General features: G+C 39.9%; 20 protein-coding genes. 19 read left to right on the top strand and 1 reads right to left on the bottom strand.

Going from position 1 to position 26,443, the window contains the following annotated elements:
* Window positions 1-602 precede the first annotated feature (602 nt).
* The 5 genes from AC04QZ_RS15775 (at window position 603) to AC04QZ_RS15795 (ending at window position 9,496) form a co-directional block, all read left to right on the top strand.
* Window positions 603-2,447 carry an alpha-1,3-galactosidase-related protein gene (locus tag AC04QZ_RS15775; RefSeq protein WP_478358550.1) on the top strand — a complete coding sequence of 615 codons (1,845 nt, stop codon included), beginning with the start codon at window positions 603-605 and terminating at the stop codon, window positions 2,445-2,447.
* A 95-nt stretch (window positions 2,448-2,542) separates the two neighbouring features.
* A complete protein-coding gene (locus tag AC04QZ_RS15780) occupies window positions 2,543-3,103 on the top strand; it encodes an RNA polymerase sigma-70 factor (protein ID WP_478358551.1) in 561 nt (186 codons plus the stop codon).
* Between the two features lie 100 nt (window positions 3,104-3,203).
* Window positions 3,204-4,364: a FecR family protein gene (locus AC04QZ_RS15785; protein ID WP_478358552.1), complete on the top strand. Its 1,161-nt coding sequence runs from the start codon at window positions 3,204-3,206 to the stop codon at window positions 4,362-4,364.
* A 175-nt stretch (window positions 4,365-4,539) separates the two neighbouring features.
* Entirely contained in the window at window positions 4,540-7,848 is a 3,309-nt protein-coding gene (locus tag AC04QZ_RS15790) for a TonB-dependent receptor (RefSeq protein WP_478358553.1), read from the top strand.
* A 19-nt stretch (window positions 7,849-7,867) separates the two neighbouring features.
* Window positions 7,868-9,496, top strand: coding sequence for a RagB/SusD family nutrient uptake outer membrane protein (locus AC04QZ_RS15795; protein ID WP_478358554.1), 1,629 nt, complete (start codon window positions 7,868-7,870; stop codon window positions 9,494-9,496).
* Between the two features lie 82 nt (window positions 9,497-9,578).
* Here the strand turns inward: AC04QZ_RS15795 and AC04QZ_RS15800 are convergent, their stop codons facing one another.
* Complete coding sequence (locus AC04QZ_RS15800) at window positions 9,579-9,944, bottom strand: helix-turn-helix domain-containing protein (RefSeq protein ID WP_478358555.1); 366 nt, start codon at window positions 9,942-9,944, stop codon at window positions 9,579-9,581.
* A gap of 218 nt (window positions 9,945-10,162) precedes the next feature.
* Here AC04QZ_RS15800 and AC04QZ_RS15805 point away from each other — a divergent pair, with 218 nt between their 5' ends.
* From AC04QZ_RS15805 to ccoG, 14 genes are all read left to right on the top strand, one after another.
* Window positions 10,163-11,038, top strand: a complete 876-nt coding sequence (locus AC04QZ_RS15805; protein WP_478358556.1) for a universal stress protein — start codon at window positions 10,163-10,165, stop codon at window positions 11,036-11,038.
* A gap of 41 nt (window positions 11,039-11,079) precedes the next feature.
* Window positions 11,080-12,114: an alcohol dehydrogenase AdhP gene (gene adhP / locus AC04QZ_RS15810; protein WP_478358557.1), complete on the top strand. Its 1,035-nt coding sequence runs from the start codon at window positions 11,080-11,082 to the stop codon at window positions 12,112-12,114.
* A gap of 32 nt (window positions 12,115-12,146) precedes the next feature.
* The gene (locus tag AC04QZ_RS15815; RefSeq protein ID WP_086544889.1) at window positions 12,147-12,602 is read left to right on the top strand and encodes a pyridoxamine 5'-phosphate oxidase family protein; all 456 of its coding nucleotides are present in this window, start codon (window positions 12,147-12,149) and stop codon (window positions 12,600-12,602) included.
* 147 nt (window positions 12,603-12,749) lie between these two features.
* Complete coding sequence (locus AC04QZ_RS15820; protein ID WP_086544890.1) at window positions 12,750-14,531, top strand: hypothetical protein; 1,782 nt, start codon at window positions 12,750-12,752, stop codon at window positions 14,529-14,531.
* Window positions 14,532-14,588: 57 nt separating this feature from the next.
* Window positions 14,589-15,779, top strand: coding sequence for a PAS domain-containing sensor histidine kinase (locus tag AC04QZ_RS15825; RefSeq protein WP_478358558.1), 1,191 nt, complete (start codon window positions 14,589-14,591; stop codon window positions 15,777-15,779).
* Window positions 15,780-15,803: 24 nt separating this feature from the next.
* Window positions 15,804-16,835: a response regulator gene (locus AC04QZ_RS15830; protein ID WP_478358559.1), complete on the top strand. Its 1,032-nt coding sequence runs from the start codon at window positions 15,804-15,806 to the stop codon at window positions 16,833-16,835.
* A gap of 529 nt (window positions 16,836-17,364) precedes the next feature.
* Entirely contained in the window at window positions 17,365-17,793 is a 429-nt protein-coding gene (locus AC04QZ_RS15835; RefSeq protein WP_086544893.1) for a Rossmann-fold NAD(P)-binding domain-containing protein, read from the top strand.
* Window positions 17,793-19,139 carry an oxygen-independent coproporphyrinogen III oxidase gene (gene hemN / locus AC04QZ_RS15840; protein WP_478358560.1) on the top strand — a complete coding sequence of 449 codons (1,347 nt, stop codon included), beginning with the start codon at window positions 17,793-17,795 and terminating at the stop codon, window positions 19,137-19,139. Before AC04QZ_RS15835 ends, hemN begins: the two co-directional genes overlap by 1 nt.
* A gap of 11 nt (window positions 19,140-19,150) precedes the next feature.
* Window positions 19,151-21,535 (top strand): heavy metal translocating P-type ATPase, encoded by a 2,385-nt coding sequence (locus AC04QZ_RS15845; RefSeq protein ID WP_478358561.1) that lies wholly within the window; start codon window positions 19,151-19,153, stop codon window positions 21,533-21,535.
* Entirely contained in the window at window positions 21,532-21,711 is a 180-nt protein-coding gene (ccoS, locus tag AC04QZ_RS15850) for a cbb3-type cytochrome oxidase assembly protein CcoS (RefSeq protein ID WP_478358562.1), read from the top strand. Before AC04QZ_RS15845 ends, ccoS begins: the two co-directional genes overlap by 4 nt.
* Window positions 21,712-21,784: 73 nt before the next feature.
* On the top strand, window positions 21,785-23,926 hold the full coding sequence (ccoN, locus tag AC04QZ_RS15855) for a cytochrome-c oxidase, cbb3-type subunit I (protein ID WP_478358563.1): 2,142 nt from the start codon (window positions 21,785-21,787) through the stop codon (window positions 23,924-23,926).
* 3 nt (window positions 23,927-23,929) lie between these two features.
* Window positions 23,930-24,112, top strand: a complete 183-nt coding sequence (locus AC04QZ_RS15860; protein WP_478358564.1) for a hypothetical protein — start codon at window positions 23,930-23,932, stop codon at window positions 24,110-24,112.
* Window positions 24,099-25,067 carry a cbb3-type cytochrome c oxidase N-terminal domain-containing protein gene (locus tag AC04QZ_RS15865; RefSeq protein ID WP_478358565.1) on the top strand — a complete coding sequence of 323 codons (969 nt, stop codon included), beginning with the start codon at window positions 24,099-24,101 and terminating at the stop codon, window positions 25,065-25,067. The genes AC04QZ_RS15860 and AC04QZ_RS15865 overlap by 14 nt, the downstream gene beginning before the upstream one ends.
* Entirely contained in the window at window positions 25,051-26,430 is a 1,380-nt protein-coding gene (ccoG, locus tag AC04QZ_RS15870; RefSeq protein WP_478358566.1) for a cytochrome c oxidase accessory protein CcoG, read from the top strand. The genes AC04QZ_RS15865 and ccoG overlap by 17 nt, the downstream gene beginning before the upstream one ends.
* The last annotated feature ends 13 nt before the right edge of the window (window positions 26,431-26,443 follow it).

The raw sequence follows: 26,443 nt of genomic DNA on the forward strand, positions 1-26,443 counted from the left end.
TGACAATTGGTTCGCGATGGGAAATTGAAGGCTTATATAAGCCAATGCGGATATAATTATATAAAATGCGGATACAATAATATAAAATGCACATGTAATAATATAAAATGCACATGCGATAATACAAAATGCGCATGCGATTATATAAGATGCACATGCAATAATATAAAATGCGGATGCGATAATATAAAACGCTGGTACAGTAATATAAAATGCAGATGCGATAATGTAAATTGCTTGCAATACATTTTTTGCTGCCATTTAGTTTTTTTCAGCAAACGTTTGTCTGATAATATATTTATAATAAACTCAACAATTCACAAGTATGCCATAACCATGGTTTTTTGTTTTGGTTAATAGCGCTTAAATCAGTTATTTGTTTATGAAATCTTATCAGACAGCTTTTTATTTGTACCTGATATTGTTGCGGTCGAACAAACGTTTGAGCTAAAATTAAAGGCTTTTATTTGGCTAATAATGATGCTGCTTTTATAACTTTAGAGAACAAATTTTTACCATAACAATTATGATGGCACAGGGTATATTAATGATATGCCTATGGTCATTTCTAACCAAAGCCTATTTAATATTAAGATAATCATATGATGAGCTTACCGAATGCATTGAAGCGCTTAAAAATTATAAGCCTATCCACTATATTTTTTAGTTTAACCCTTTCCTTAAGTGCGCAGACAAAAGTGAAAGTTTATCATCTTTCTACTTACGGAATTATACCCAACAATGGAAAAAACAGTACATCAAAGTTATCGGAGGTACTTAAGAAGATTAAAAATGAAACAAAATACAATGACTCCGTAGTCGTAAAGTTTAAAAAAGGGCGATATGATTTTTATCCCGAAGGAGCCGCAATAAAAACGTATTACGTTTCCAATCACGATCAGAATAATCCGAAAACTGTTGGAATAGCACTGGAACAATTCAAAAACCTCACGATTGAAGGCAATGGTGCTGATTTAATGTTTCATGGACGTATGCTTCCGGTTGCACTTGTGGAGGCTAGTAATGTAAAACTCCAAAACCTGAGTATCGATTTTGAAAAACCACAAATTGCGCAGGTCAAAATTATTGAAAATGATACCATAAAAGGAAATATTGTTTTTGAAACCGCGCCATGGGTGAAATATTTGATCAAAGACAGCGTATTTTATAATACAGGAGAGGGATGGCAAATGCAACCAACATCGGGCATTGCATTTGAAGGCAAAACCAAACATATTGTTTTTAATACCGGAGATATCCGGGTAGGAACGAAAGGTGTTTCCGAAATATCTCCGGGTAAAATAAGGGCTTACAACTGGAAAAACAAGAAGCTGGTTCCTGGTACTGTAATCGCAATGAGAAGCTGGGCGCGCCCTGCACCGGGTATCTTTGTGCATAAAGGTAAAAACATCAGTTTGGTGAATGTAAAAGTGCATTATGCTGAGGGCATGGGACTGTTGGCCCAGTTAACAGAAAATATTTATATGGATGGTTTCGGCGTGTGTTTAAGAGGCGATCATGATCCAAGATATTTTACCACGCAAGCAGATGCAACACATTTTTCTGGTTGTAAAGGTATTATTACCTCTAAGAATGGCTTATATGAAGGGATGATGGATGATGCGATTAACATACATGGTACCTACCTGAAATTAGTTAAAAAGATTGATAGTAAAACGGTTATTGGTAATTATATGCATAGCCAGAGTTATGGCTTTGACTGGGGTTATGCAGGCGACAGTGTACAGTTTATCCAATCCAAAACAATGGAACTGTGGGATGCTAAAAATACCATTGCCGCTATCAAGCCCATAAGTGCCAATGAAAGCGATCCGATCAAATCCTTTAAGATTGAATTTACAAAAGAGCTGGATGCAGAAATAGATCCCTCGAAACAGGATATTGGGATTGAAAACTTAACCTGGACACCTGCCGTGCAATTTACCGGCAACACCATCAGGAATAATAGGGCAAGAGGAGCACTCTTCAGTACGCCCAAAAAAACATTGGTGGCCCGAAATCTGTTTGACCATACTTCCGGAACCGCTATTTTGCTCTGCGGCGACAGTAACGGCTGGTATGAAACCGGTGCCTGCCGAGACATAGAAATCACAGATAATAAATTTGTGAATGCTTTAACCAGTATGTATCAGTTTACCAGTGCAGTTATCTCCATCTATCCTGAAATTCCGGATCTGAAGAACCAAAAGAAATATTTTCATTCGGGAATACGGATACATCATAATCAATTTGACACTTTTGACTATCCGATTTTATACTCAAAATCAGTTGATGGATTAACGTTTAGCGACAATAAAATAATCATGAACAAAGAATATCCGGCATTTCATGCCAATAAAAATGTAATCAGTTTTAATCGTGTCATTCGCGCGGATATCAGGAATAATTCGGTTAACGGACAGGTAACAGATCTTTCAGTTAAATAATGTAGAGCTTTAGAAATCTTTAATTTTAAAATTTGTGTTATGTTTGTTACATTCAGCTCATATTGTAAAACGATCAGATCAACTTAAATTTAATTATGGCAGATTTGTTGCCCGATGATAATGAGTTATTAGTTTCATTCGATGAAATTTTTAAACTTTATTATCCTCGATTGTGTGATTTTGCTGCCCGAATGATGGGTGAACATACAGATGAGGTAGAAGATGTTGTGCAGGATAGCTTTGTTGTATTTCACCGGCAGATGGGGCAGATCGCTGCTCATCCCATAGCCATAAAAAACTATCTCTATACATCAGTAAAACATGCCTGTTTAAAGAAACACCGGCACGATAAAGTAATTCGTAAATATCAGGAAACGCTAAAGCTGGAAGAGCCATCGGAAGCCTACACACTGGATGCGATCATTCATGCAGAAATTATTGGCGAAATACATAGAACGCTGAAAACACTACCTCCAGGTTGTGCTGAGGTATTTAAGCTGGGTTATTTTGATGAACTTTCCAATCAGGAAATTGCAGATCAGCTAAATATCAGCGTTAATACCGTTAAAAGCCAAAAGAAAAGAGCACTTGATCTGCTCAGGACTAAACTCAAACCAGGCGCACTTTCATTACTGCTTCCGTTTTTGTTAAGATAATTTTCTTGCTGATTATCAGTGCTTTAATTTTTTTTTATTTTTTCTTCCATCCTTCTTGGCCAGTTAAGTCTCTTTACCTGCAAAACCAATAAACAATTTGATGAGCAAGCTGTACCCGTTTGAAATCGCAAGATTAATAGAGGGCCATTTAAATCAGAAGTTAACTGCAGAAGAAGAAGCACGGTTTCAGGATTTGCTGTCTTCTGATTTACGCGTTCAAAAGTTATTGGATGAGTATAAAGATAAAAGCGATTTAAACAAGCGTTTAAATTATCTAAACAACCTGGATTTAGAAGCAGCCCTGCTAAGCGTAAAACAAAAGGTAAACGCTGCTAATCCAAAATCAATTACTTTAAAGCTTATACTAAAATATGCTGCGGTTTTACTTTTAACCGGAGCCGGTATTGCCTGGTACTACCAATCTAATCTTTCAAACCCTCAACCGCTAACTAAAACTGTATCGGTAACCGAACCCGACAGGAATAAAATGATGCTGACTTTATCTGACGGCAGAAGCGTCGATCTGGAAAAAACGGCCGAAACCGTTAAAGAAACAGATGGTACAGAAATTAAAATTAATCAGCATGCTGTTTCTTATCATAAAATTTCTGGCTTAGCTGCATCTGCACATAATATTCTTCGTGTGCCAACAGGAAAAACCTTCAGGATTAATCTTGCCGATGGTACAGCCGTGTGGTTAAATAACTTGTCTGAATTAACCTTTCCGGTATCATTTGATAAAAGTAATAACCGTATCGTATCCTTAAAAGGAGAAGCCTATTTTGAGGTTGCACATGATGCTTCACGACCTTTTAAAGTAATGGTAAATGGTATTGAATTAAAGGTATTGGGAACGAAGTTTAATGTTAACGCATTTCAGGCAAAAACGGTGTCGGCTACTTTGCTTAAAGGATCGGTAAGCATGGCAACAAATAACGCGCTGTGTTTGCTAAAACCTGGAGAGCAAGCCGTATCAAATGAAGGAAAAATTAAACTAAGTCCTGCTGATTTAGAAAAGGTAATGGCCTGGAAAAACGGCTACTTTTATTTTAAAGAAGATGGAATCGAAGCCATATTGGGAGAGCTTTCCCGATGGTACGACATCAAAATAAAATACAACACCAATAAAAACCCAGAATTACATTATAGCGGAAAAATATTGCGGTCTGAAAAATTAGAAGATGTGTTGAAAATCCTCACTGATCTTACAGGCCTGAGGTTTAAAAGAAATGGGAATACGCTCTCAGTTGATTACCAGTAATTGATGTACAACAAATTAATTATAATGCCTATGATGAAATAAAATTTACAATTACCTATAAAAAATTGGCCCTTAAAAAAAATAAACCGGGAGTAATCCACTACTTCCGGTTTTGTAAGGTCTGATTTGTATTACGTGTATACCTAACCAAATTTTAACCAAACATTACTAAAGTATGAAATATCTGTTTTATGTCAAAGAACATGAAAGAAAATCGCTTTGCCCAATATTTATTCAGAGTATCAGGATTATGAAGCTAACCACAATATTGATTTTTTTGTTTTCGCTCGGCGTACATGCCGGTGGGCGGGCACAACAAATCACTTTAACACTTAAGAATACCAGCTTAAAGGTCATTTTTAAGGAAGTTGAAAAACAAACCAACTATGCGTTTTTATACAACGATGAACTATTGCAGAAAGTTAAACCTGTTACCCTGCAGGTGAAAAATGCTTCAATTGAAGAAGTTTTAAACCTGGTCTTTCTGGGCAAACCATTATCGTATAAGTTACGCAATAAAACCATAACCATTGTAGAAAAAAAGGAAGAAGAGACTACTGGTATTCCCGATTTTACATTGAATGGTCAGGTTCTTGATGAGACCGGAAAGGTGGTTCCAGGGGTAAATGTAAAACTCGAAAATTCAAATAATGGCGCCTCTACAGATTTTAATGGAAAATTCTCCTTAAAAAATGTAAAGGTTAACGACGTACTTATCGTATCTGGAGTAGGGTATATTACACAAAGGATCATCGTGAGCAAGGAGGGTGATTTAAAAATCACTTTACTGGAGGATAATAAAGGATTGGAGGAGCTGGTGGTGGTAGGACAAGGTGTACAGAAAAAGGCTAGTGTAATCGGATCAATTTCTTCAGTATCTACAAAAGAACTAAAACAGAGTCCGGTAGCGAACCTAAGTAATGCCCTGGCAGGAAGATTACCTGGATTAATTTCGATTCAGCGAAACGGCAGGCAGGGAAGTGACGGAGCAACCTTATTGATCAGAGGGGTAGCTACGTTAAACGGCACCAGCCCAATGGTTGTGGTTGATGGAGTTGAAGGACGTACCCTTGCTGATATCGAACCAAGTGATGTAGAGAGTGTGAGTATTCTTAAAGATGCAACAGCTACAGCCATTTATGGGATAAGGGGAGCAAACGGCGTTGTGCTGATTACGAGCAGAAGAGGTTCTGCAGCAAAAGCACCATCCATTAGTTTTACCAGCCAATATGGTCTTCAGGAACCCACAAGAATACCTGAAGTGGTCAATTCTTATGAGTATGCAACATTAATTAATCAGGCAAATAAAAATAACGGAACGCCACTAACCTATAGTCCGGCCCAGCTGGAAGGATACAGAACCCATTCAGATCCATATTTATACCCGGATAATGATTTTGCCAAGATTTTATTAAGAAAATCGTCTGTGATGACCCGTCAGAACCTTACCGTTACCGGAGGTTCGAATTTTGCGAGGTTCTTCGTTTCGGCCGGTTATTTGTCTCAGGCGGGTATCTATAATAAATTTGAAACGCCATACCCTTCAGATCAGGTTTTTAAAAGGTATAATTTTCGCGGTAACGTTGATGTTGACGTAACCAAAACCACGCTCTTAAGGTTAGATTTATCGGGAAGTTTCGGTTCTGTAAACAGACCGAGATACGAGAATGAACCATTTTTTGCTGTCGTTCGTTTTGCACCGAACATATATCCGATTAAAAACCCTGATGGAACATGGGGTTCAGCAGTTTCGCTAACCAACAACCCGGTAGCCGAACTTTCAGATAATGGTTATGTGGTATCGTACACCGGGCGTTCGCAGGGTACTTTTGCCATCACCCAAAAATTAGATGTCCTAACTAAAGGCTTATCGGCAACGGCTTCTCTTTCTTACGATGCCAATTACACTCAGGATCAAACCAGGTCTAAAAACTATGATGCTTTCCAGTATAATGCAAATGGTAGCTATACCAGAACCAGAACCGGTTCTAAACTTGGCGCGGTGAGTGGCGCTTATGGCTTAAGCCGTTTTGCCACCTACAGGGCGATACTGGCTTACGACAGGACTTTTGGCAATCATGCGCTAACCAGTTCTGCCATCTATACCCAGCAAAAATCTTATAGCAACGTAGATATTCCTGCTGCCTTGCAAGGATTATCCGGAAGAACAACCTATAATTACCGGAACAAATATTTTGCCGAGGCTACTTATGCTTACAATGGCTCAGAAAATTTTGCGAAGGGCAAACGTTTTGGCTTTTTCCCGGCAGGAGCCATTGGATGGATTGCTACCGAAGAGGATTTTTTCAAAGAAAACCTTAAATTTCTTTCCTTTTTAAAGTTAAAAGCATCGTATGGCGTAGTTGGTAATGATCAGATCGGTGGTAGCCGTTTCTTATTCAATAGCTATTTTGCTGATGCTACAGGTGGTTCATTCGGAAATCCTCCGGCAGGTACACCCGGATTGGCAGAGTCTTTTTTGGGGAATGAAAATATTACCTGGGAACGCGGGTATAAGAAAAACATCGCCTTTGAAAGTAAATTCTTTAACAACATCATTACTTTAAATCTCGACCTCTACCGTGAAGACCGAAAACAGATTCTGGTCAACTCTTTAGTTCCGCAATTGGCTGGCCTCCCTAATTCGCCACCAATAAATAAAGGACAGGTAAAAAACCAGGGTTTTGAGGTTGAATTGGGCCTGCGTAAAAACTTCAATAACCTACTGGTAAATATTAAAGGAAACATCGGCTTTAACCGGAGTGAAGTAATTGATAACAATGAGGCTACACCACTTTTCGATTATCAATCGGGTAAGGGAAAACGTGTAGGACAGCCATTGGGCTTAATTTCGCAGGGATTTTTTGCCAATAACCAGGAAATAACCGCAAACCCAACACAAACCTATACCAGTAAAATAGTACCAGGCGATTTGAGATACCTCGATTACAATGGAGATGGATTGGTAAATGATTTTGACCGCGTAGCGATTGGCTATTCCACCGTTCCAGAAATGCAATATGGGTTAATATTTGATTTAAGCTATAAAAACTTTGATTTAAGTGTGCTTTTTCAGGGATCAGCAAATTCGAGTGTTTATTTCGATCAGTTTGGTTATGTTCCATTTGATAGACAAGGAACTGCTTTAAAGGATCATTTAAACAGCTGGACACCGGAGAATGCGGCAACAGCCACTTACCCAAGGATAGACATTGGTGCAAACGCCAACAATACCCGGCTTTCTACCTTTACCCAGCAAAATGGAAATTACCTGAGGTTAAAAAATGCCGAGGTAGGCTATTCATTTTCACAAAACCTTTTGAAAAAAGTTGGTTTAAAGAGGGTAAGGGTATTTGCCAATGGTCAAAACCTGGTAACCTGGTCTAAAATTAAACTGGTTGATCCCGAATACGGTAGCGGAAGTATTGGAACTACTTATCCACAGCAGAAAGTGTACAATTTCGGCTTAAACCTTGATTTCTAGAATTTTAATATACAGCGTCATGAAAAAAATAATAATCATAGCCGTTTTGTTGGTTGCCTGCACAACTTTTTATTCGTGCAATAAGGATTTTTTAAACCTTGCACCCAATGAAAATATAACTGAAGCGCAGGCTTTCAGTACGATGATCCAAACTGAAAATTTTGCAAATAATATTTATACCGGCCTTCCGTCGCCCTTTACCAGAACCGGAGATGGCAATACCCCTTTAGATTGCCTCAGCGACGAAGGGGCGCCAACCTTCTTCCAAAATGGCCGTGCATTTAACGGTGGTGGATATGGTCCGACAAACATTACCACCTTTATAGGCAACATCTGGGCAAATTCGTTCAGAAACATCAGAAAGGTAAATATTCTGTTGGAAAAGTTACCTGGTGTGCCTGCAGTTAGCCCTGAAGACGAAGATGTTAGAAAAAGATTAAGAGGAGAGGCTTTATTTTTAAGGGCTTTCTATTACTTCGATATTATTAAAGTATTTGGAAGGTTCCCAATCGTTGATAAACGCTTAGCTGTAGATCAGGAATTTCAGATCCCAAGAAATAGTTATGATGAATGTGTGGCTTTTATTCAAAAAGATCTTGATGATGCGATTCCTTTACTGCCACAAAGTTATGCCACAAATCAATTAGGAAGGGCGAATAAAGCGATGTGTATGGCTTTAAAATCGAGACTTCTGTTATATGCAGCCAGTCCATTGAACACTGCAGACAATATCGCAAAATGGCAAAATGCGGCTAAGGCAGCAAAGGATGTGATCGATCTCAATCAGTTTTCTTTGTACAATGCCAATGCCAATAAAGCCGAAAATTACAAAGCGGTATTTAATATTTTTGCCAATCAGGAGATAATCTGGTTTATCAATCTTGGTAATGGAAAAACATACGAACAGCTCTATTATCCGATAGGAAGTAATGGCTGGGGAAATATGACCCCCACCCAAAATATGGTTGATGAATACCAGATGGCCAATGGAAAGGATATTTCCGATCCAACTTCGGGATACGACCCAGCTAAACCTTACCTGAATAGAGAACCTCGTTTTTATGCTACGGTATGGTACAATGGAAGCATCGTAAGAGGTCTTGCCGTACAAACTTATCCTGGAGGAAGAGATGCCATTAACGGTGGTAATAATAATACCAAAACAGGCTATTATCTACGTAAATACTGCGACGAAACAGTGAATTTGTCTTCAGGTCCCGGCAGGCAAATGATGAGTGTTTGGTTCAGATTGGGAGAGTTTTACTTAAACTATGCAGAAGCAAGCAATGAAGCTAACACAACTCCAGCAGCCGATCCCTTAATTTATACTTATATCAATCTGATTCGCAGCAGGGCGGGATTACCAGACCTTCAGGCAGGATTGTCTAAAGAGCAGATGCGATTGGCCATCAGACATGAAAGAAGAGTGGAACTTGCCTTTGAAGAACATCGTTTTTTTGATGACCGAAGATGGAAACTGACTTTCGGTGGCGAAATTAAAGGTATTGTTTGGACTGATGCAGCTGGCTCAAGTTACAATCTGGTTACCGCAGAAAACAGGCCTTTTAATCAAAAGATGTGGTACATGCCGATCCCTCAAACGGAAATTGATATTACAAAAATGCAGCAAAACCCAGGCTGGCAATAACAATTGTCTCAGGATTTTGATGGGTTAATAAACCAATTGGTGAAAAGCGCGTGTACTAAAAGCACGCGCTTTGTCATGAAAATCATCTAAACTGGCCTTTTTCCAATAGTGAAATTGTACTGAGCTGAATCTTATTTAACCTTTCCTGAAGTTCGAGGGCTTTGTTCTTTTCAGTGAGCAAAGCCTTTAACCGGTCAACTTCTGCTGCCAGCCGTTTTTTTTCCTGTAGCTCGATCTTGGAGAAAACCTTTCCGCTTTCGTAATAGCTGAAAAAATTGTAATTCAGGAATTCACTCACGCGTACCAAAGTAAGGATATCAATCGTTGCGGCATTCAGCATTTCCTGTGCCTTTGTTTTGCTGATCTCAAGCGCGGCAGCAATGTCTGAAACAGAAATATCTTTCTGCTTCATTTCCTTCCAGATCATTAAGCCTATATGCACACTCATCTTGTATAATTTTAAAACATTGAAATTACGGAAAGCATAACGATTTAATCTTTTTTTGTGGTAATGATAATTAGTCTAAATATTTATTTAGCGGCTTGTAATAACTACATCACTTTTTAACGGAAGCGTTTGGTAGACAATCATTTTAATAACTGATGCTGCTCATATTTTTAACCTCAGGTTTTTACAAACTTTATGCTAGTTAAACGGCATAGAATATGAAAAAGATCCTGGTAGCTGTTGATTTCTCTGCAGCGGCAGAGAACGCAGCTGATTATGCAACCAATCTGGCCCATGGTATAGGTGCCCGGGTAGAACTGTTAAATGTTTTTCAGGTTCCGGAGTTTTCTCCTGCCGCCGCATCTCTGGTATGGCCGCTCGAAGAATATAAACTTATAGAGCAGGAGGCTAAAAAAGCCTTAAACCAACTGGTTGAAAAAGTTGAAGAAAAATATAAAATGGCCCATCATGAGCCTGGTTTTAAAGCAGAAGTGTTTGGAAGATCTGTTCGTGGCGAAGTAGAACAAGAGGTGAGTAAATATTTTGCTGATTGTAAAATGAACCTCGTGGTGGCGGGATTAAACCGGGCAGATAAGTTAACCAAAACACTTATGGGCAGTGTGGCCCGAAAAATCATCGAACAGGAAATACCTGTTTTGCTTATTCCTGCGGGATATCGGTTTAAGAAACCAAAAAAAATCGCTTTCGCCACAGATTTTAGCCATAGCGATATCCCGGTTTTATGTACACTTGCCGAATTTGCAAAACCTTTTAATACTGATATCCTCATTACACATACCGGTAATTCACAATCTGATCCGAGGCTTCACAAACAAGAAATCGAAGATTTTTTAAATCGGGTTGCCGATAGGGTTAACTATAGAAATATCTACCACAGGCATGTAAACAGTGAGCGGGTTCAAGATGGCTTAAACTGGATTGTCGAAAACGGACAGATCGATATTCTGGCCATGGTGCACCGAAAACACAGTTTTTTTCATCGCCTGCTTAAAGGGAGCTATACCCTGAACATGTCTGATCATATTCAGATCCCGCTTTTGGTTTTACCTCCCGAACATTGTACCCCAATGTAACAGCTTATCATTATAAAATTCAATTCTTAAACAGACTATATATGTATCCCAAAACAATGAAAGCCGCAGTTATTCATGAATATGGCGGACCACTGGCCATAGAAGAATTGCGGGTTAGACCGCTCAATCAATATGAGATTTTGATTAAGGTAATTTCATGCGGTGTATGTCATACTGATCTTCATGCTTGTAATGGAGACTGGCCGGTAAAATCAAAAATGCCCTTGGTGCCCGGCCATGAGGCCATCGGACTGGTAGCGGCAATGGGCCATGATGTTAAAAGTGTTCAGGAAGGCGATGTAGTTGGAGTGCCCTGGTTGTACAGTGCTTGTGGTTGTTGCGAATTTTGCTTAACTGGTTGGGAAACATTGTGCTACGAGCAACAAAATGGAGGATATAGTGTTGATGGAGGTTTTGCAGAATATGTAATTGCCGATTCGAGATATGTTGCCCATTTCCCTTCGCATGTAAATTTTGCAGAAATGGCACCCATTATCTGTGCCGGCGTTACCGTTTATAAAGGTTTAAAAGAAACTGATGCAAAAGCAGGCGAATGGGTTGCCATATCTGGTATTGGTGGCCTCGGCCATCTTGGTGTTCAATATGCAAAAGCGATGGGCTTTCAGGTTGCCGCAATTGATATTTCCAACGATAAACTGGAGATGGCTAGAAAACTGGGGGCAGATATTGTGGTTAATGCACAGGAACATGATCCAGGCGAATTTCTTAAAAAACAAACTGGTGGTATGCATGGTGTATTGGTAACGGCGGTAACGCCTGTTGCATTTAGCCAGGGGCTTTCAGCCTTGCGCAGAAAAGGTACTTTATCCCTAAATGGCTTACCTCCAGGCAGTTTTGATCTGCCTATATTCGATACCGTGTTGAATAGGATAACCATTAGAGGTTCAATTGTAGGCACAAGAAAAGATATGCAGGAAGCCATCGAATTTGCGGTAGACGGAAAGGTAAGGGCGCAGGTTAAAGGAGCAAAATTGGAAGACATTAATAATGTGTTTGATCAAATGAAAAAAGGAGAGATTGAGGGACGGATTGTCCTGGATATTTCTGGTGATTAGGTGTTTATTAATCAATATTTAACGATAAGAAGATGTTAGGCATATTAAAAGAAGAGGAAATAGAAAAGCTCCTTAAAGAACAATATATTGGCCGTTTGGCCTGCCATGCCCATGGCGTAAGTTACATTGTGCCCATCAATTATGTGTACAATAACGGCACGGTTTACGCGCACTCTGCTCCCGGGCAAAAAATCAGGATGATGAAAAGTAATCCTCAGGTATGCTTTCAGACCGACCAGATCCGCGATACCTTTAACTGGAAGAGTGTAGTGTGCTGGGGCAAGTTTGAAGAAATCAATGATAATGCAGAAAAGCAAAGAGCACTTCAGGGGATTATCCACCGGATGATGCCTTTAACCAATACCCCTTCGGCACAGCCGTCACATGGTACGGGCAAAGCAGATACTTATGATGAAGATATTATCGTGTTTAAAATTATCTTACACCTTAAAACGGGCAGATTTGAGGTTCACGATACCGTAGAATAAGTACTTTCCGTAAAATCATTAAAAAGTGATCTCACTCACTTTTCGTTTTGACTGGCATCATGCTTTGGTTGGTTCAACTGCGATAGTTTTGCTGTCGAAATCATCGGCTTTTTGTTATAAAAGGCCAAACCTATATCACAAAATATCATGCCACATTCATTCCATATCCCCGTATTAGGCTTAGGTTATTCTATTGATACCCCACTTAAAGTTGCCAGATACGGTATTTCATCCGTGCTTTCTATTGTTGATGACGAACTGATCGAGCGAATGCGTGCTTATCATTCAAAAAAACGCCTGATTCATTTCGATGCAATTCCAAAAGGAGAAACGGATAGCCGGAGTAAACGCATCACCGCCTACCTCAATTTTTTGTCGGATACCATCACCGACGATTTCAAAACTTTAAAACAACAGGATTTTTCAATTGGAAATGATATTTGCCGCTATTTCGAACTTTTGCCCGATACCGCTAAATTAAAACATGGGTATGATCTGATGTTGGAATATCCTGAAGGTGAAACCAAAAAGACCTTCCAGTCGCTTTTAAAAAATGCGATGCGGATGGGGGCTATTGATGTGAACATCATGGCCAAGGTAGATAAAATGAATTATGCAGATGGCGAATATTCCGGCGATATGAATACCGATGCATTGGCGGCACTTCGTGGTTTTGCAGAAAGTAAACTGAGCGCTTCAGTGGTGTTATCTGCAGGTATGAACCCGAAATTATACAGTTATATGGAAAATTTTGAAGACTTTTTTCCAGATGAAAATGGCAAGCTGAAAAAGAAAATCATCTTAAAAGTTAGCGATTTCAGGTCGGCATTGATCCAGGCTAAATTTTTGGCAAAAAAGGGTTTGTGGGTTTCAGAATTCAGAATAGAATCGGGCTTAAATTGTGGTGGCCATGCCTTTGCAACGGAAGGATATTTATTGGGGCCGATTTTGGAAGAATTTAAGCTCAAAAAAAATGATATGCTCATCGAGCTTTTTAAAATGTACCAATTTGCTTTGGCGCAAAAGGGAATCCAAACAGAAAAACAGCCTAAACAACGGATCAGTGTGCAGGGTGGCATAGGTACTGCAGCAGAACACGATTTCCTCCTTCAATATTATAATCTAGATGCCACAGGATGGGGAAGCCCTTTTCTGTTGGTACCCGAAGTAACCAATGTAGATGCCGAAACATTAGTAAAATTGGCCGGCTCGACAGAAAGCGATTTTTATTTAAGCGGGGCCTCTCCGCTGGGTATCCGGTTTAATAATTTTAAAAATAGTACAATAGATCTCCAGCGCACCGAGCGGATTAAAAAGGGCAGGCCCGGAAGTCCGTGTACCAAAAAATACCTCTGCAACAATACCGAATTTACCGAACAAGCCATCTGTACGGCATCCCGCGAATATCAGCACTTAAAGATCAAAAGCTTAAAAACAGCTAGTCTATCAGAAGATGAATACCAGAAACAGTTTAACCTGGTAACCGAAAAAGTTTGCCTTTGTGAAGGCTTATGTTCCTCAACTTATTTGAAATATAATATGGTTAAACCAAAAGAAAATACCGCAATAGCCATTTGCCCGGGACCAAACCTGGCTTATTTTTCTGATGTATATTCATTTGAGGAGATGGTTGGCCATATTTATGGAAAAATTAACCTGCTGAGCAAAGTGGAAAGGCCACATATTTTTATCAAAGAGCTTAACCTATACATCGACTATCTTCAGGAAGATATCAAACAGCAGCTTCAAAATTTTAGCGATAAAAAAAGAAAGCAATTAAACGGATTCAAACTCCAGCTGGCCGAAGGCATTAATTATTATAAAAAGCTTTTTGCCGAGGTTGCCGATCAGGCATCTGGTGAATTAAAAGGATTGTATGAGCAACTGGCGAAGTCGAAAGACAAACTGGATGGATTGATTGTTGAATAAGGGAAAAAAGATCGGGAATAACTTTTCTATATTTACAAGGATATACTGATGTGATACATGGATAGATCGAAATTTTTAGATGCAATTATTGAAAATGCCATTGATGGAATTATCACTATTGATGATAAAGGGATTATTGAACATTTAAACCCGGCTGCACTTGAGCTTTTTGGTTATGATAAAGCAGAACTGGTGGGAAAAAATGTTTCGGTTTTAATGCCGGAGCCCGACCATTCGCGCCATGATGGCTACTTATCCAGATATGAACATACCGGGCAGAAACACATTATAGGTGTTGGGAGAGAAGTTTCCGGAAAGCGTAAAGATGGTTCTGTTTTTCCCTTTAGGCTGGGCGTAAGCGAAATAGAATTTAGTGACCGTAAAATTTATACTGGTTTTATCCACGATCTGAGTAAAGAAAAAGCCAATGAAGAGCAGATTAGAAGTTACACCGAAAAACTAGAGGTTAAAATAAAAGAGCGTACACACGATCTGGTTAAACTGGTATCCGAACTCGAAATGGCCAAAGAAAATATGCAGGCGCTATTTCAGAAAGAGAAAGAACTTAATCAGCTCAAAACAAGGTTTGTTTCCATGGCTTCGCATGAGTTTAGAACGCCACTTAGTTCTATACAATTATCAGCTTCTTTAATAGATAAATATACTTCTAAACAGGATGTGGCCAGTGTAGAAAAACATACGCTGAAAATCAAAAATTCGATCAATAACCTCACTACAATCTTAAACGACTTTCTTTCGCTGGAAAAACTTGAAGCCGGAAAAGTAGAAGCATCTGCCCAAACTTTCAATATCATCAGCTTTGCAGAAGAAATTGCAGAAGAAATGCAGATGATGACCAAAGAGAACCAGCATATTATTTACGAACATACCGGTACAACTGCCGAAGTTTATCTTGATCCGAACCTGTTGAAAAACTGTGTGATTAACCTCATTTCCAATTCGATAAAATATTCTGGTGCCGATACTTTGATCCAGTTCAATTCTATTTTAAAAGATGATGAGCTCCTTCTGGAAGTGAAGGATAACGGCATTGGCATTCCAAAAGTGGATCAGAATAACCTGTTCGAACCTTTTTTCAGGGCGCATAATACTGGCGATATCCCTGGCACAGGTTTAGGCTTAAACATTGTAAAAAGATATGTAGGCCTGATGAATGGAACCGTAGCCTGCCAGAGTGAACAAAATTCGGGTACGGTTTTTACACTCCGCTTTAACTTCCATAAATAATTTTACAGTTTAATACCCATTCCCATGAACAAGAAAGTTTTGATTATTGAAGACAATGATGACATCAGGGAAAGTACGGCCGAAGTACTGGATCTGGCCGGTTACGAAACTTTTACCGCCAAACATGGTAAGTTAGGTGTAGAAATGGCCCTGAACCATTTACCTGATGTAATCCTTTGCGATATCATGATGCCGGAACTGGATGGTTATGGGGTGCTGTACCTGCTGAATAAAAATCAGAAAACGGCAAACATTCCTTTTATTTTCATTACGGCGAAAACTGAGCGGGCAGACATGCGAAAAGGTATGGAAATGGGAGCAGATGATTACCTCACCAAACCATTTGATGACATCGAACTCTTTAAGGCCATAGAAAGCAGGTTTAAGAAAAAACAACAATCATCGGGTTTTAATTCAGGCGCAGGCAATAGCGAAACGGTGATGAACGAACTTCGCAAAAGGGGCAAATCAAGGCCAATTGGCAACAAACAAATTATTTATGTGGAAGGGGATGAACCGACCCATCTTTATTATCTAGTTAAGGGCCAGGTAAAAACCTACAAACGTTTTAAGGATGGCAGGGAACTTTCATCCAGCCTGTATCATGACGGAGATTTTTTTGGATACGAAAGTTTATGTAATGGCGAGGTATACACAGACAATGCGGCAACCTTAATAGAATCAGACATTATCCAGATCCCCAAATCCGATTTTATGGAATACTTGCTCAACCATCAGGCGGTATCCAAAACTTTTATCGCTTTATTATCTGGAAATGTACGCGATAAAGGAAAGCAAATGCTCCAGCTGGCTTATTCATCCGTACGAAAACGTGTGGCAGAAGCATTGTTACAGGTGGCCGTTAAATTTGGCGACGGTACTGAAGACAGCTGTACCATCAGGATCTCGCGCGATGATCTTGCTGCATTGGTAGGTACGGCCAGCGAAACAGTAAGCAGAATGCTCGCTGATTTTAAAGATGAAAAGCTCATCGATAAAACAGGTAATGCCATTAATATCCTCTCCTTAGAAAAGCTAAGGAATATTAAACAGTAATTGGGTTGATTGCCTAGAGGTTAATCGGTTAATTGTTTAAATCGGTTAACTGTAAATTGCAAACTGAGAACTGGTATTTGATACTCAGGTTGTTGATAAATGGTTGATTGCCCAGGGGTTAATCGGTTAATTGTTTAAATCGGTTAATCGACTCCAAATGCCCGACTTATTCTGCCCATTAGTTAATAGCCGGATGGTTCATAGTTGATAGCCAAGTCGTTCATGGATTAATCGACTGTGGACTAAAGACTTCAGACTCTGGACTACTCAAGCGCTTAACTGACTCCAAACGCCCAACTTATTCTGCCCATCGGTCAATAGCCGGATGGTTCATGGTTGATAGCCAAGTTGTTCATGGATTAATCGACTATGGACTAAAGACTTCAGACTGTGGACTAATCAATCAGTTAATCGATCCCAGACGCCTAACTCCAAATTCAGAAATGTAACAAAAATCATTTTTTTCTCTAAGCATCCTCATCTGTTGCCGCTTACTTCCACTATAGTTTTGTATAGATAAACTCTGTATATGAAAGCTATAGCTTATAACATCAAACCCGATGAAAAGGAATGGTTGGTACTGGCCAATTACAAAAAACACGACATCACCATAATTGCCAACAGTTTAACCGCCGATACACTTTCATTTGCAGCAGGAAAAGAGGCCTTATTGGTTTTTAATAATGATGAGCTGAGTGAAGCCATGATTACAGGCCTAAAAGCATTGGGCATAAAATATATCGCTACTTCATCATCCGAAACCGATCATCTTGATTTAAAAGCCGCCGGTTCGGCCGGTTTAAAGGTAGCAAATGTTCCCCTGGCCGCTGGAGATGCAGAAGCTAAACTCCGCATGGAGCAGGTCATTAAAAACCTCGATCAATGGGCTGCAGGCAAATGTGTAGGTAAGGCATGTTGCTGCCAAAACGAATGTTCTACTCTTAAAATGCTAAAATAATGGAAACTTCGGCATTGCTTAAAAAATATAATGTTGCGGCCCCCAGGTATACCAGTTATCCAACTGTTCCCTACTGGGATAATGAAAATTTTAATAAGCAAAACTGGTTAACAACCGTAGCAAAAACCTATGCAATACATCAGGAAGAAGGAATAAGTTTATACATCCATCTGCCGTTTTGCGAAAGTTTATGTACCTATTGTGGCTGCAATACGCGCATTACTAAAAACCATTCAGTAGAGCTGCCCTACATCATGGCCGTACTTGCCGAATGGGAAATGTATGTTAAAGCCTTAGGTTGCAAGCCCAAATTAAAAGAGCTACACCTTGGCGGCGGAACACCTACTTTTTTTAGTCCGACCAACCTCGAAATACTCATTAGCGGAATTACCCTAAACTCAACATTGGCTCCGGATATAGAATTTTCTTTCGAGGCACATCCTGCAAATACTACTCCCGAACATCTTGAAACCTTATTCAAACTCGGCTTTAAAAGGTTAAGCCTGGGTATACAGGATTTTGATCCTAAAGTTCAGTTTTTAATTAACCGGTTTCAAACGCCTGAAGAGGTTGCACAGGTTACCATAAAAGCCAGGGAAATTGGTTATCGCTCCGTTAATTTTGACCTGATCTACGGTCTTCCGGGGCAAACCATCTCAGGCTTATCAGATACCATGCAAGAGGTTATTGCTATGCAACCCGATCGGATTGCTTTTTACAGTTATGCTCATGTGCCCTGGTTAAAACCCGGCCAAAGACATTATACCGAAGAAGATCTTCCTCTGGGCGACGAAAAATTTGCGCTCTACCAGTTGGGCAGGCACTTGCTCGATGAAGCGGGTTATAAAGACGTAGGCATGGATCATTTTGCACTGAAAAGCGATTCTTTGTTTAAGGCAATGACCGAACAGAAACTGCACCGCAATTTTATGGGTTACACTAACAGCCATACCCATTTATTGATTGGCCTTGGGGTGTCCTCCATCAGCGATAGCTGGACGGCTTTTGCACAAAACCCGAAAAAGGTAGAAGATTATCTTGATAAAATTGAACAAGGTGTACTACCGGTAGAAAAAGGACATTTCCTTACAGCGGAAGATCTTGAAATAAGAAAACATATCCTTAATATCATGTGTAAGGAAAATACCGTGTACAAAGAAGGTATCCCCGAACTTGTTTATGACAGGTTGTTGCCCTTATTACGCGATAAACTGATCTGGGTAACCGAAAAAGAAATCAGGATTACCACCAAAGGGCGATCGTTTTTAAGAAACGTGTGTATGGCTTTCGACGAGAAGCTATGGCTTAAACAGCCCAAAACCCAGTTGTTCAGTTCATCAATTTAAGTAAGGCAATAATGGAAGATCAAAATAAAACCGCAACACAGGCCCTTTGCTACCATTGTGGCGAAGATCTGCCCAAGGTAAAATACCATACAGCAGATAAAGATTTTTGCTGTGCCGGATGTATGGCTGTTTTCAAGATCCTTTCTGACAATAATTTATGCAATTATTATGTGTACACTAACAACCCGGGCAGGCAATTTAAAAATGAAAGTCATTTAGAATACCTCGACGAACCTAAAATTATTGAGCAGCTGCTGGATTATAAACAGGAGCGTTCGAGTATTATTACCCTCTATATCCCGGCTATCCACTGCAGTTCGTGTATCTGGTTGTTAGAACACCTCTATAAAATCAACTCCGCTATATTCAGCTCAAGGATCGATTTTCTTAAAAAACAGGTTACCATAAGTTTCAATCACACCGAAATCTCTTTGAGGCAGCTCGTAGAAACTTTAAACCAGATTGGTTATGAACCTTTAATCAGTCTGCAGGATGTAGTAAAGGAACACAGCAGTTCGGTAGATAAAGCTTTGGTATTAAAAATAGCCGTTGCCGGATTTTTAATGGGCAATGTAATGCTCTTCAGTTTTCCGGAATATTTTGGTTTATCTGGTTTTGAGAGGCAGTTTCAATCGCTGTTTGGCTGGCTAAACGTTGCTTTCTCTATTCCTGCGGTTTTTTATTGTGGCCGCGATTATTTTACCTCGGCCATCACAAGTCTTAAACACAGGCATATTAATCTCGATACCCCTTTAGCGTTGATTATTGCAGTACTTTTCCTGCGCACAGCTTTTGAAGTTGTTTTGGGCACAGGTCCAGGTTTTGCCGATACCCTAACCGGGTTGGTATTTTTGCTTTTAATGGGGAAATGGCTCAAACAGCGCACCTATCATCACATTTCATTTGATCGTGATTACCGCTCCTACTTTCCAATTGCAGTAACTAGCTTGTTAAATGGCAAAGAAAAGCCGGTATCGATAAACGAAATCAAGATTGGCGACAGGTTATGGATCAGGAACGGCGAACTGGTTCCGGCTGATGCCATTCTGATGAAAGGTGAGGCCTGGATGGACATGAGTTTTGTTACGGGCGAATCGGAACCCGTACACAAAGTTTTGGGTGAGATCATTTATGCAGGGGGCAGACAAACCAGTGAGGCCATAGAACTCGAAGTAATCAAACCTGTTTCACAGAGTTATTTAACTGGTTTATGGAACAACGATAATTATAAAAACAATACCGAAAAACAGAATTTTAACGATACTGTAGCGAAATACTTCAGCCTGGGTGTTTTCCTGATCGCATTTACAGCTACCACATATTGGTTGTTCCAAAACGATAGCCACAAAGCATGGTCGGCATTTACAGCAGTGATTATTGTGGCCTGTCCATGCGTACTGGCTTTAAGTACCCCATTTACCTTATCTGCCATTTTATCGGTTTTTGATAAAAAGGGATTTTATGTAAAAAATACAGATGCAGTTGAAGAACTTGCCAAATGTGATACCCTTATTTTCGATAAAACAGGTACGCTAACGAGTAACGAAAATGCCGAAATTGGTTTCAACGGATCTCTAACAGGCGAGGAAAAAAGTATGGTAGCCTCATTGCTGCGAAACTCTATCCATCCCCTAAGCCGGCATATTTTAAAAGCCTTAAATGTTGACCGGTTTTATTCGCTCAGCGATTATAAAGAGGTGGTTGGAAAAGGTTTGACCGCCTTAATAAACAACCACAGTATTTATGCCGGGCACCTGTCTATGTTACCGATTGCGGTAGAGTCTGCAAGTGAAAGTGGAGTGCATGTGGTGATCGACCATGTTTATAAAGGATGTTTTGACATCAAACAGCTGTGGCGTTCAGGTTTGGCTGGATTGATTTTAAAACTTTCGAAATTTAAGTTACAGGTTTTATCTGGTGATACCGATAAAGACCGGTGGATGCTGGATACCATTTTTACAAAAAATACAAGTATCAGGTTCCGTCAGAGCCCGCATCAAAAACTGGATGCCGTTCTACAACTTCAACAGCAAGGAAATAAAGTAATGATGCTGGGTGATGGCTTAAACGATGCCGGTGCCTTAAAACAAAGTAATTTTGGAATCGCGATAACCGATAACATCAATAATTTTACGCCCGGCTGCGATGCCATTTTGAAAGGTGATGCCCTAAATTTTCTGCCTGACTTTATCCAGTTAAGTAAGGACGGGCTGAAGATCATTAAAACAAGTTTCGCTATAGCCATTGCGTATAACTGCATTGGTATTTATTTTGCCGTGCAGGGAACCCTTTATCCTTTGGTGGCCGCAGTGCTGATGCCGATTAGTACGGTTACCATTATCTCCTTTACAACCCTGGCAACCAGATGGTTTGCCCGCAAAAATAAATTGATATGAACATCCTTTACTTTTTAGTGGGCTGCAGCCTTTTAATGGCAATCATTTTTCTTGCTGCGTTCTTTTGGGCCTACAAAACTGGTCAGAACGATGATGTACATACCCCAGGTATCCGTATGCTCTTCGATGATGAGGTTGAAGCCGAAAAAAGTGAAGAAGATCACTTTTCCAGCTAACTGCTGTCATACTTTGTCAGCCCACTGCCAAATACCTTTGGTGTACAAAACATACAAAAATTCAGCTTCTATTATGCAGTTAGAAAAATTTACTTACGATAACAAGATTGTCCGGAACTTTGGTATCGCCACCCTGGTGTGGGGAATTATAGGGATGACAGTTGGTTTGCTTGTTGCAATGCAACTGTTTAAACCTGCAATGAACATGGGCAGTCAGTATACCACATTTGGCCGGATCAGGCCGCTGCACACCAATGCTGTCATCTTCGCCTTTGTGGGCAATGCTATTTTTATGGGCGTTTATTATTCCCTTCAGCGTTTGTTAAAGGCACGGATGTTTAGCGATGTGCTCAGCAAAATCCACTTTTGGGGTTGGCAGCTCATTATTTTATCGGCAGTAATCACGCTTCCGCTAGGCTTTACCACCTCACATGAATATGCGGAACTCGAATGGCCAATTGATATTGCCATCACCATCATATGGGTGGTTTTTGGGGTAAACATGTTCGGAACCATTTTTAAAAGAAGAGAACGCCATTTATATGTGGCCATCTGGTTTTACATTGCCACTTTCGTTACCATTGCGGTATTGCATATTGTAAACTCTTTCGAGTTGCCCATTTCTTTTATGAAAAGCTATTATGTATATGCTGGTGTTCAGGATGCACTGGTACAATGGTGGTATGGACATAATGCGGTGGCATTTTTTCTAACTACACCTTATCTGGGCATGATGTATTATTTCTTGCCAAAGATGGCCGGAAGACCCGTTTACTCCTATAAATTAAGTATCCTGCATTTTTGGTCGCTCATTTTTATTTACATCTGGGCAGGCCCTCATCATTTATTATACACTTCATTACCTGGATGGGCACAATCATTAGGTGTTGCCTTTTCGATCATGCTGATTGCCCCAAGCTGGGGCGGTATGATTAACGGTTTATTAACCTTGCGTGGTGCCTGGGATAAGGTAAGAGAAGATGTAACCTTAAAATTTATGGTGGTTGCCCTTACCGCTTATGGCATGGCCACTTTCGAAGGCCCGTTATTATCCTTAAAACAGATAAACGGTGTAGCCCACTTTACCGACTGGATTGTGGCGCACGTGCATGTTGGCGCTTTGGGTTGGAACGGATTTTTAACATTCGGTGTACTGTATTGGTTAATCCCGCGTATTTACAAAACAGAATTATACTCTAAAAAATTAGCGGGTTTCCATTTCTGGATAGGCACTTTAGGTATACTTTTTTATGCTGTACCCATGTATTGGGCTGGTTTTACCCAGGGTTTGATGTGGAAAGAATTTACGCCCGAGGGTTTATTAAAGTATCCGAATTTCTTAGCCACGACACTACAGATTATACCAATGCATGTTTTACGTTCAATCGGCGGGGCACTATATTTAATAGGGGTAATTGCCATGACTTATAACTTGGCGAAAACCATGTTAAGAGCTAAACTGCTGGCCAACGAACCGGCCGAGGCCATGCCTTTAACCAAAATCATTGTCGAAACTTCTCCAGCTGATAAAGCCTGGCACAGGGTTTTGGAACGCAAACCGATGAAATTTATGGTGTTATCGTTGATTATTATCCTCATTGGGGGCATGGTTGAAATGATGCCTACTTTTACGATTCAATCTAACGTGCCAACCATTTCCAGCGTAAAACCATATTCGGCGCTAGAGCTTCAGGGCAGAGATTTATACATCAGAGAAGGCTGTGTAAACTGCCATTCGCAAACGGTAAGGCCTTTCCGTTCTGAAACTGAGCGATATGGCGAATACAGTAAAGCAGGAGAGTTTGTTTATGATCACCCGTTTTTATGGGGAAGTAAAAGAACAGGCCCCGATCTTCACCGCATAGGCGGAAAATATTCAGATGCCTGGCATTACAATCACCTGGTCGATCCTGCATCAATGTCACCAGGAAGCATTATGCCTCCATACCCATGGCTCATCGAACAGAAACTGGATATTACAACCACAGTCAGCAAGATCATGGCCATGCAAACATTGGGCGTTCCTTATTCCGAAGGTTACGATCAACGTGCTAATGATGATTTAAAAGTTCAGGCCGAAAAGATTGCACTCGAGCTAAAACAGAACAACATAAAAGTTAAAAGCGATAGAGAAATAGTCGCCATTATTGCTTATCTGCAACGTTTGGGTACCGATATCAAAGCAAATAAAGAAAACATTCCTTCAAATCAATAAAAGATGTTCAACCAGATCAAAGATTTAGCCGGTGGTGAATTATACCTCATCACCTCATTGCTCATGTTCATGGTGTTTTTTGTAATTGTGGGTATTTACCTGCTCAAACTAAATAAAAAACATATCGAAGTGATGAGCCAGCTTCCTATTCAAGATAACCAACCTATTGCACATGAAGAAGATTAAACTATTGTTATTGTTCCTGTTCATATCAGTTACAGCCTTCGCTGCGGATGAGAAAACTGCAGAAACCATAACACCTGCTCAGGCAGGGTTGGGGTTAAACCAGTCGGAAATACTGATTATCATCCTCCTGGTTTTCGCAATTGTGCTGCTTTTCGTTTCTGTAACGCTGCTAAATGCATTTAAGGTCATGTATCAGGAACAGTTAAATCCTACACCATACACCGAACCGATAAAAGAACCAGTTTTAGATTACGATGCCTGGTTAAAACAACAACAGGTTAAACCTTCCATCTGGACCAAAATTTTAAGTTTAAGGCCCATTGAAGAAGAAAAGGATCTGATAATTGATCATGCTTACGATGGTATTAAAGAACTGAATAATCCTGTTCCAGCATGGTTTAATTTTCTTTTCTACGGGACCATGATTTTCGCAGCAGCTTATCTTTTTTATTACCACATCGGTGGATATGGAGATTTGCAGGACAAAGAATATGAAAACGAAATGGCCAAGGCGCAGGTAGAGAAAGCGGCTTATCTCGAAAAATCGGCCAATACCATTGATGAAAACTCAGTAAAGTTTGATAATACAGCAACTGTACTGGAAGACGGTAAAACTATTTTTAATACCAACTGTGTGGTTTGTCATGGCGATAAAGGCCAGGGCCTCATCGGGCCGAATTTAACTGATGAGTATTGGTTGCATGGAGGCGGTGTAAACAATGTATTCAAAACCATAAAATATGGGGTTCCTGAGAAAGGGATGATTAGTTGGGAGAAAAACCTGAACCCAAAACAGATCAGTGCCGTTACCAATTTTATCCTATCGCTAAAAGGAACAAACCCTGCAGGAGCCAAAGCGCCTCAAGGCGAGAAATACGAAGCAAAAGATTTAAAAGACAATGAAATGAAAGCGCCGAAAGACAGTGTGAACAAAGCCGATGTTATTAAAAAATAAAAAAGAAAATAAAGGCAAGGGCAGAAATTTTATCTATCCTAAAAAACCATCGGGCAGGTTGTATACTTACCGGAAATGGGTAAGTTATGTGTTGCTGTTGTTTTTATTCTCCTGTCCGTTTTTAAAACTTAACGGCGAGCAGCTGGTACTGCTTAATTTTATTGAGCGAAAATTTATATTCTTCGGATTGATCTTTACCCCGCAGGACTTTTATCTTTTCGCCCTTGCCATGCTGATTTTCATCATGTTCATCGTGTGTTTTACAGTCGTGTTGGGCAGGTTATGGTGCGGATGGGCTTGCCCGCAAACGATCTTTATGGAAATGGTATTCCGCAGGATTGAATATTGGATTGAAGGCGATGCCAATAAACAAAAAAAACTAGACCAGGCCGATTGGAATGCAGAGAAAATATTCAAAAAAGGAAGTAAACATTTTATTTTTCTGGTGATTTCTTTTGCCATTGCGAATACCTTTTTGGCATACATGATTAGTTCGGATGTACTCCTTAAAATTATAACGGAGCCGGTATCAGGCCATATTTCTGGCTTCGTATCCATCTGGCTGTTTACATTTATATTCTATGGCGTTTTTACCTATGTGCGCGAAGTGGTGTGTACGGTAATCTGTCCGTATGGAAGGCTGCAAGGTGTGCTGTTAGACAATCAGAGTTTGGTTGTTGCTTACGATTTTACCCGGGGAGAACCGCGTGGTCGTATGCAGAAACAGGAGTTGGCTTTAAACACGGGTGATTGTGTTGATTGTGGGCTTTGCGTACAGGTTTGCCCCACAGGTATTGATATCCGAGAAGGTACACAGCTTGAATGTGTAAACTGTACCGCCTGTATCGATTCGTGTAACGAGGTGATGCTTAAACTCAACAAACCCAAAAATCTGATTGGTTTTTTTAATCAGGATTTTATTAATGCGCGTAAACCTTATAAAATTGGCTTAAAATCATACGGTTATGCTGCGGTACTGTTTGTTGTAATGATGGTTTTTTCTTCATTGATTTATAAAAGAGAAGATATCCAAACCACCGTTTTAAGAGCAAGTGGCACCTTATACCAGAGCAGGGGTACAGACAGAACGAGTAATTTGTATAATGCAGAGTTGATTAACAAAACCAATAAGGCTGTAAAATTTACTTTCAGATCGAAAGACAAGAGAGACGAAATTAATTTTATCCAAAAAGCCGATGTTTTGCCAAAAGAAGGTTCAGCACATCTCACATTCTTTTTAATCAGGAAGAATAAATCCATCAAAAAATATAAAACCGACGCGGTTTTCGAAATTGTGGTAAATGGCGAAGTTTTAAGTACGGCAAATACAAGTTTTTTCGCGCAGCCGGAAGGAGTGGAGTGATTGAATGAGAGAT

This window comes from Pedobacter folensis, assembly GCF_056490665.1.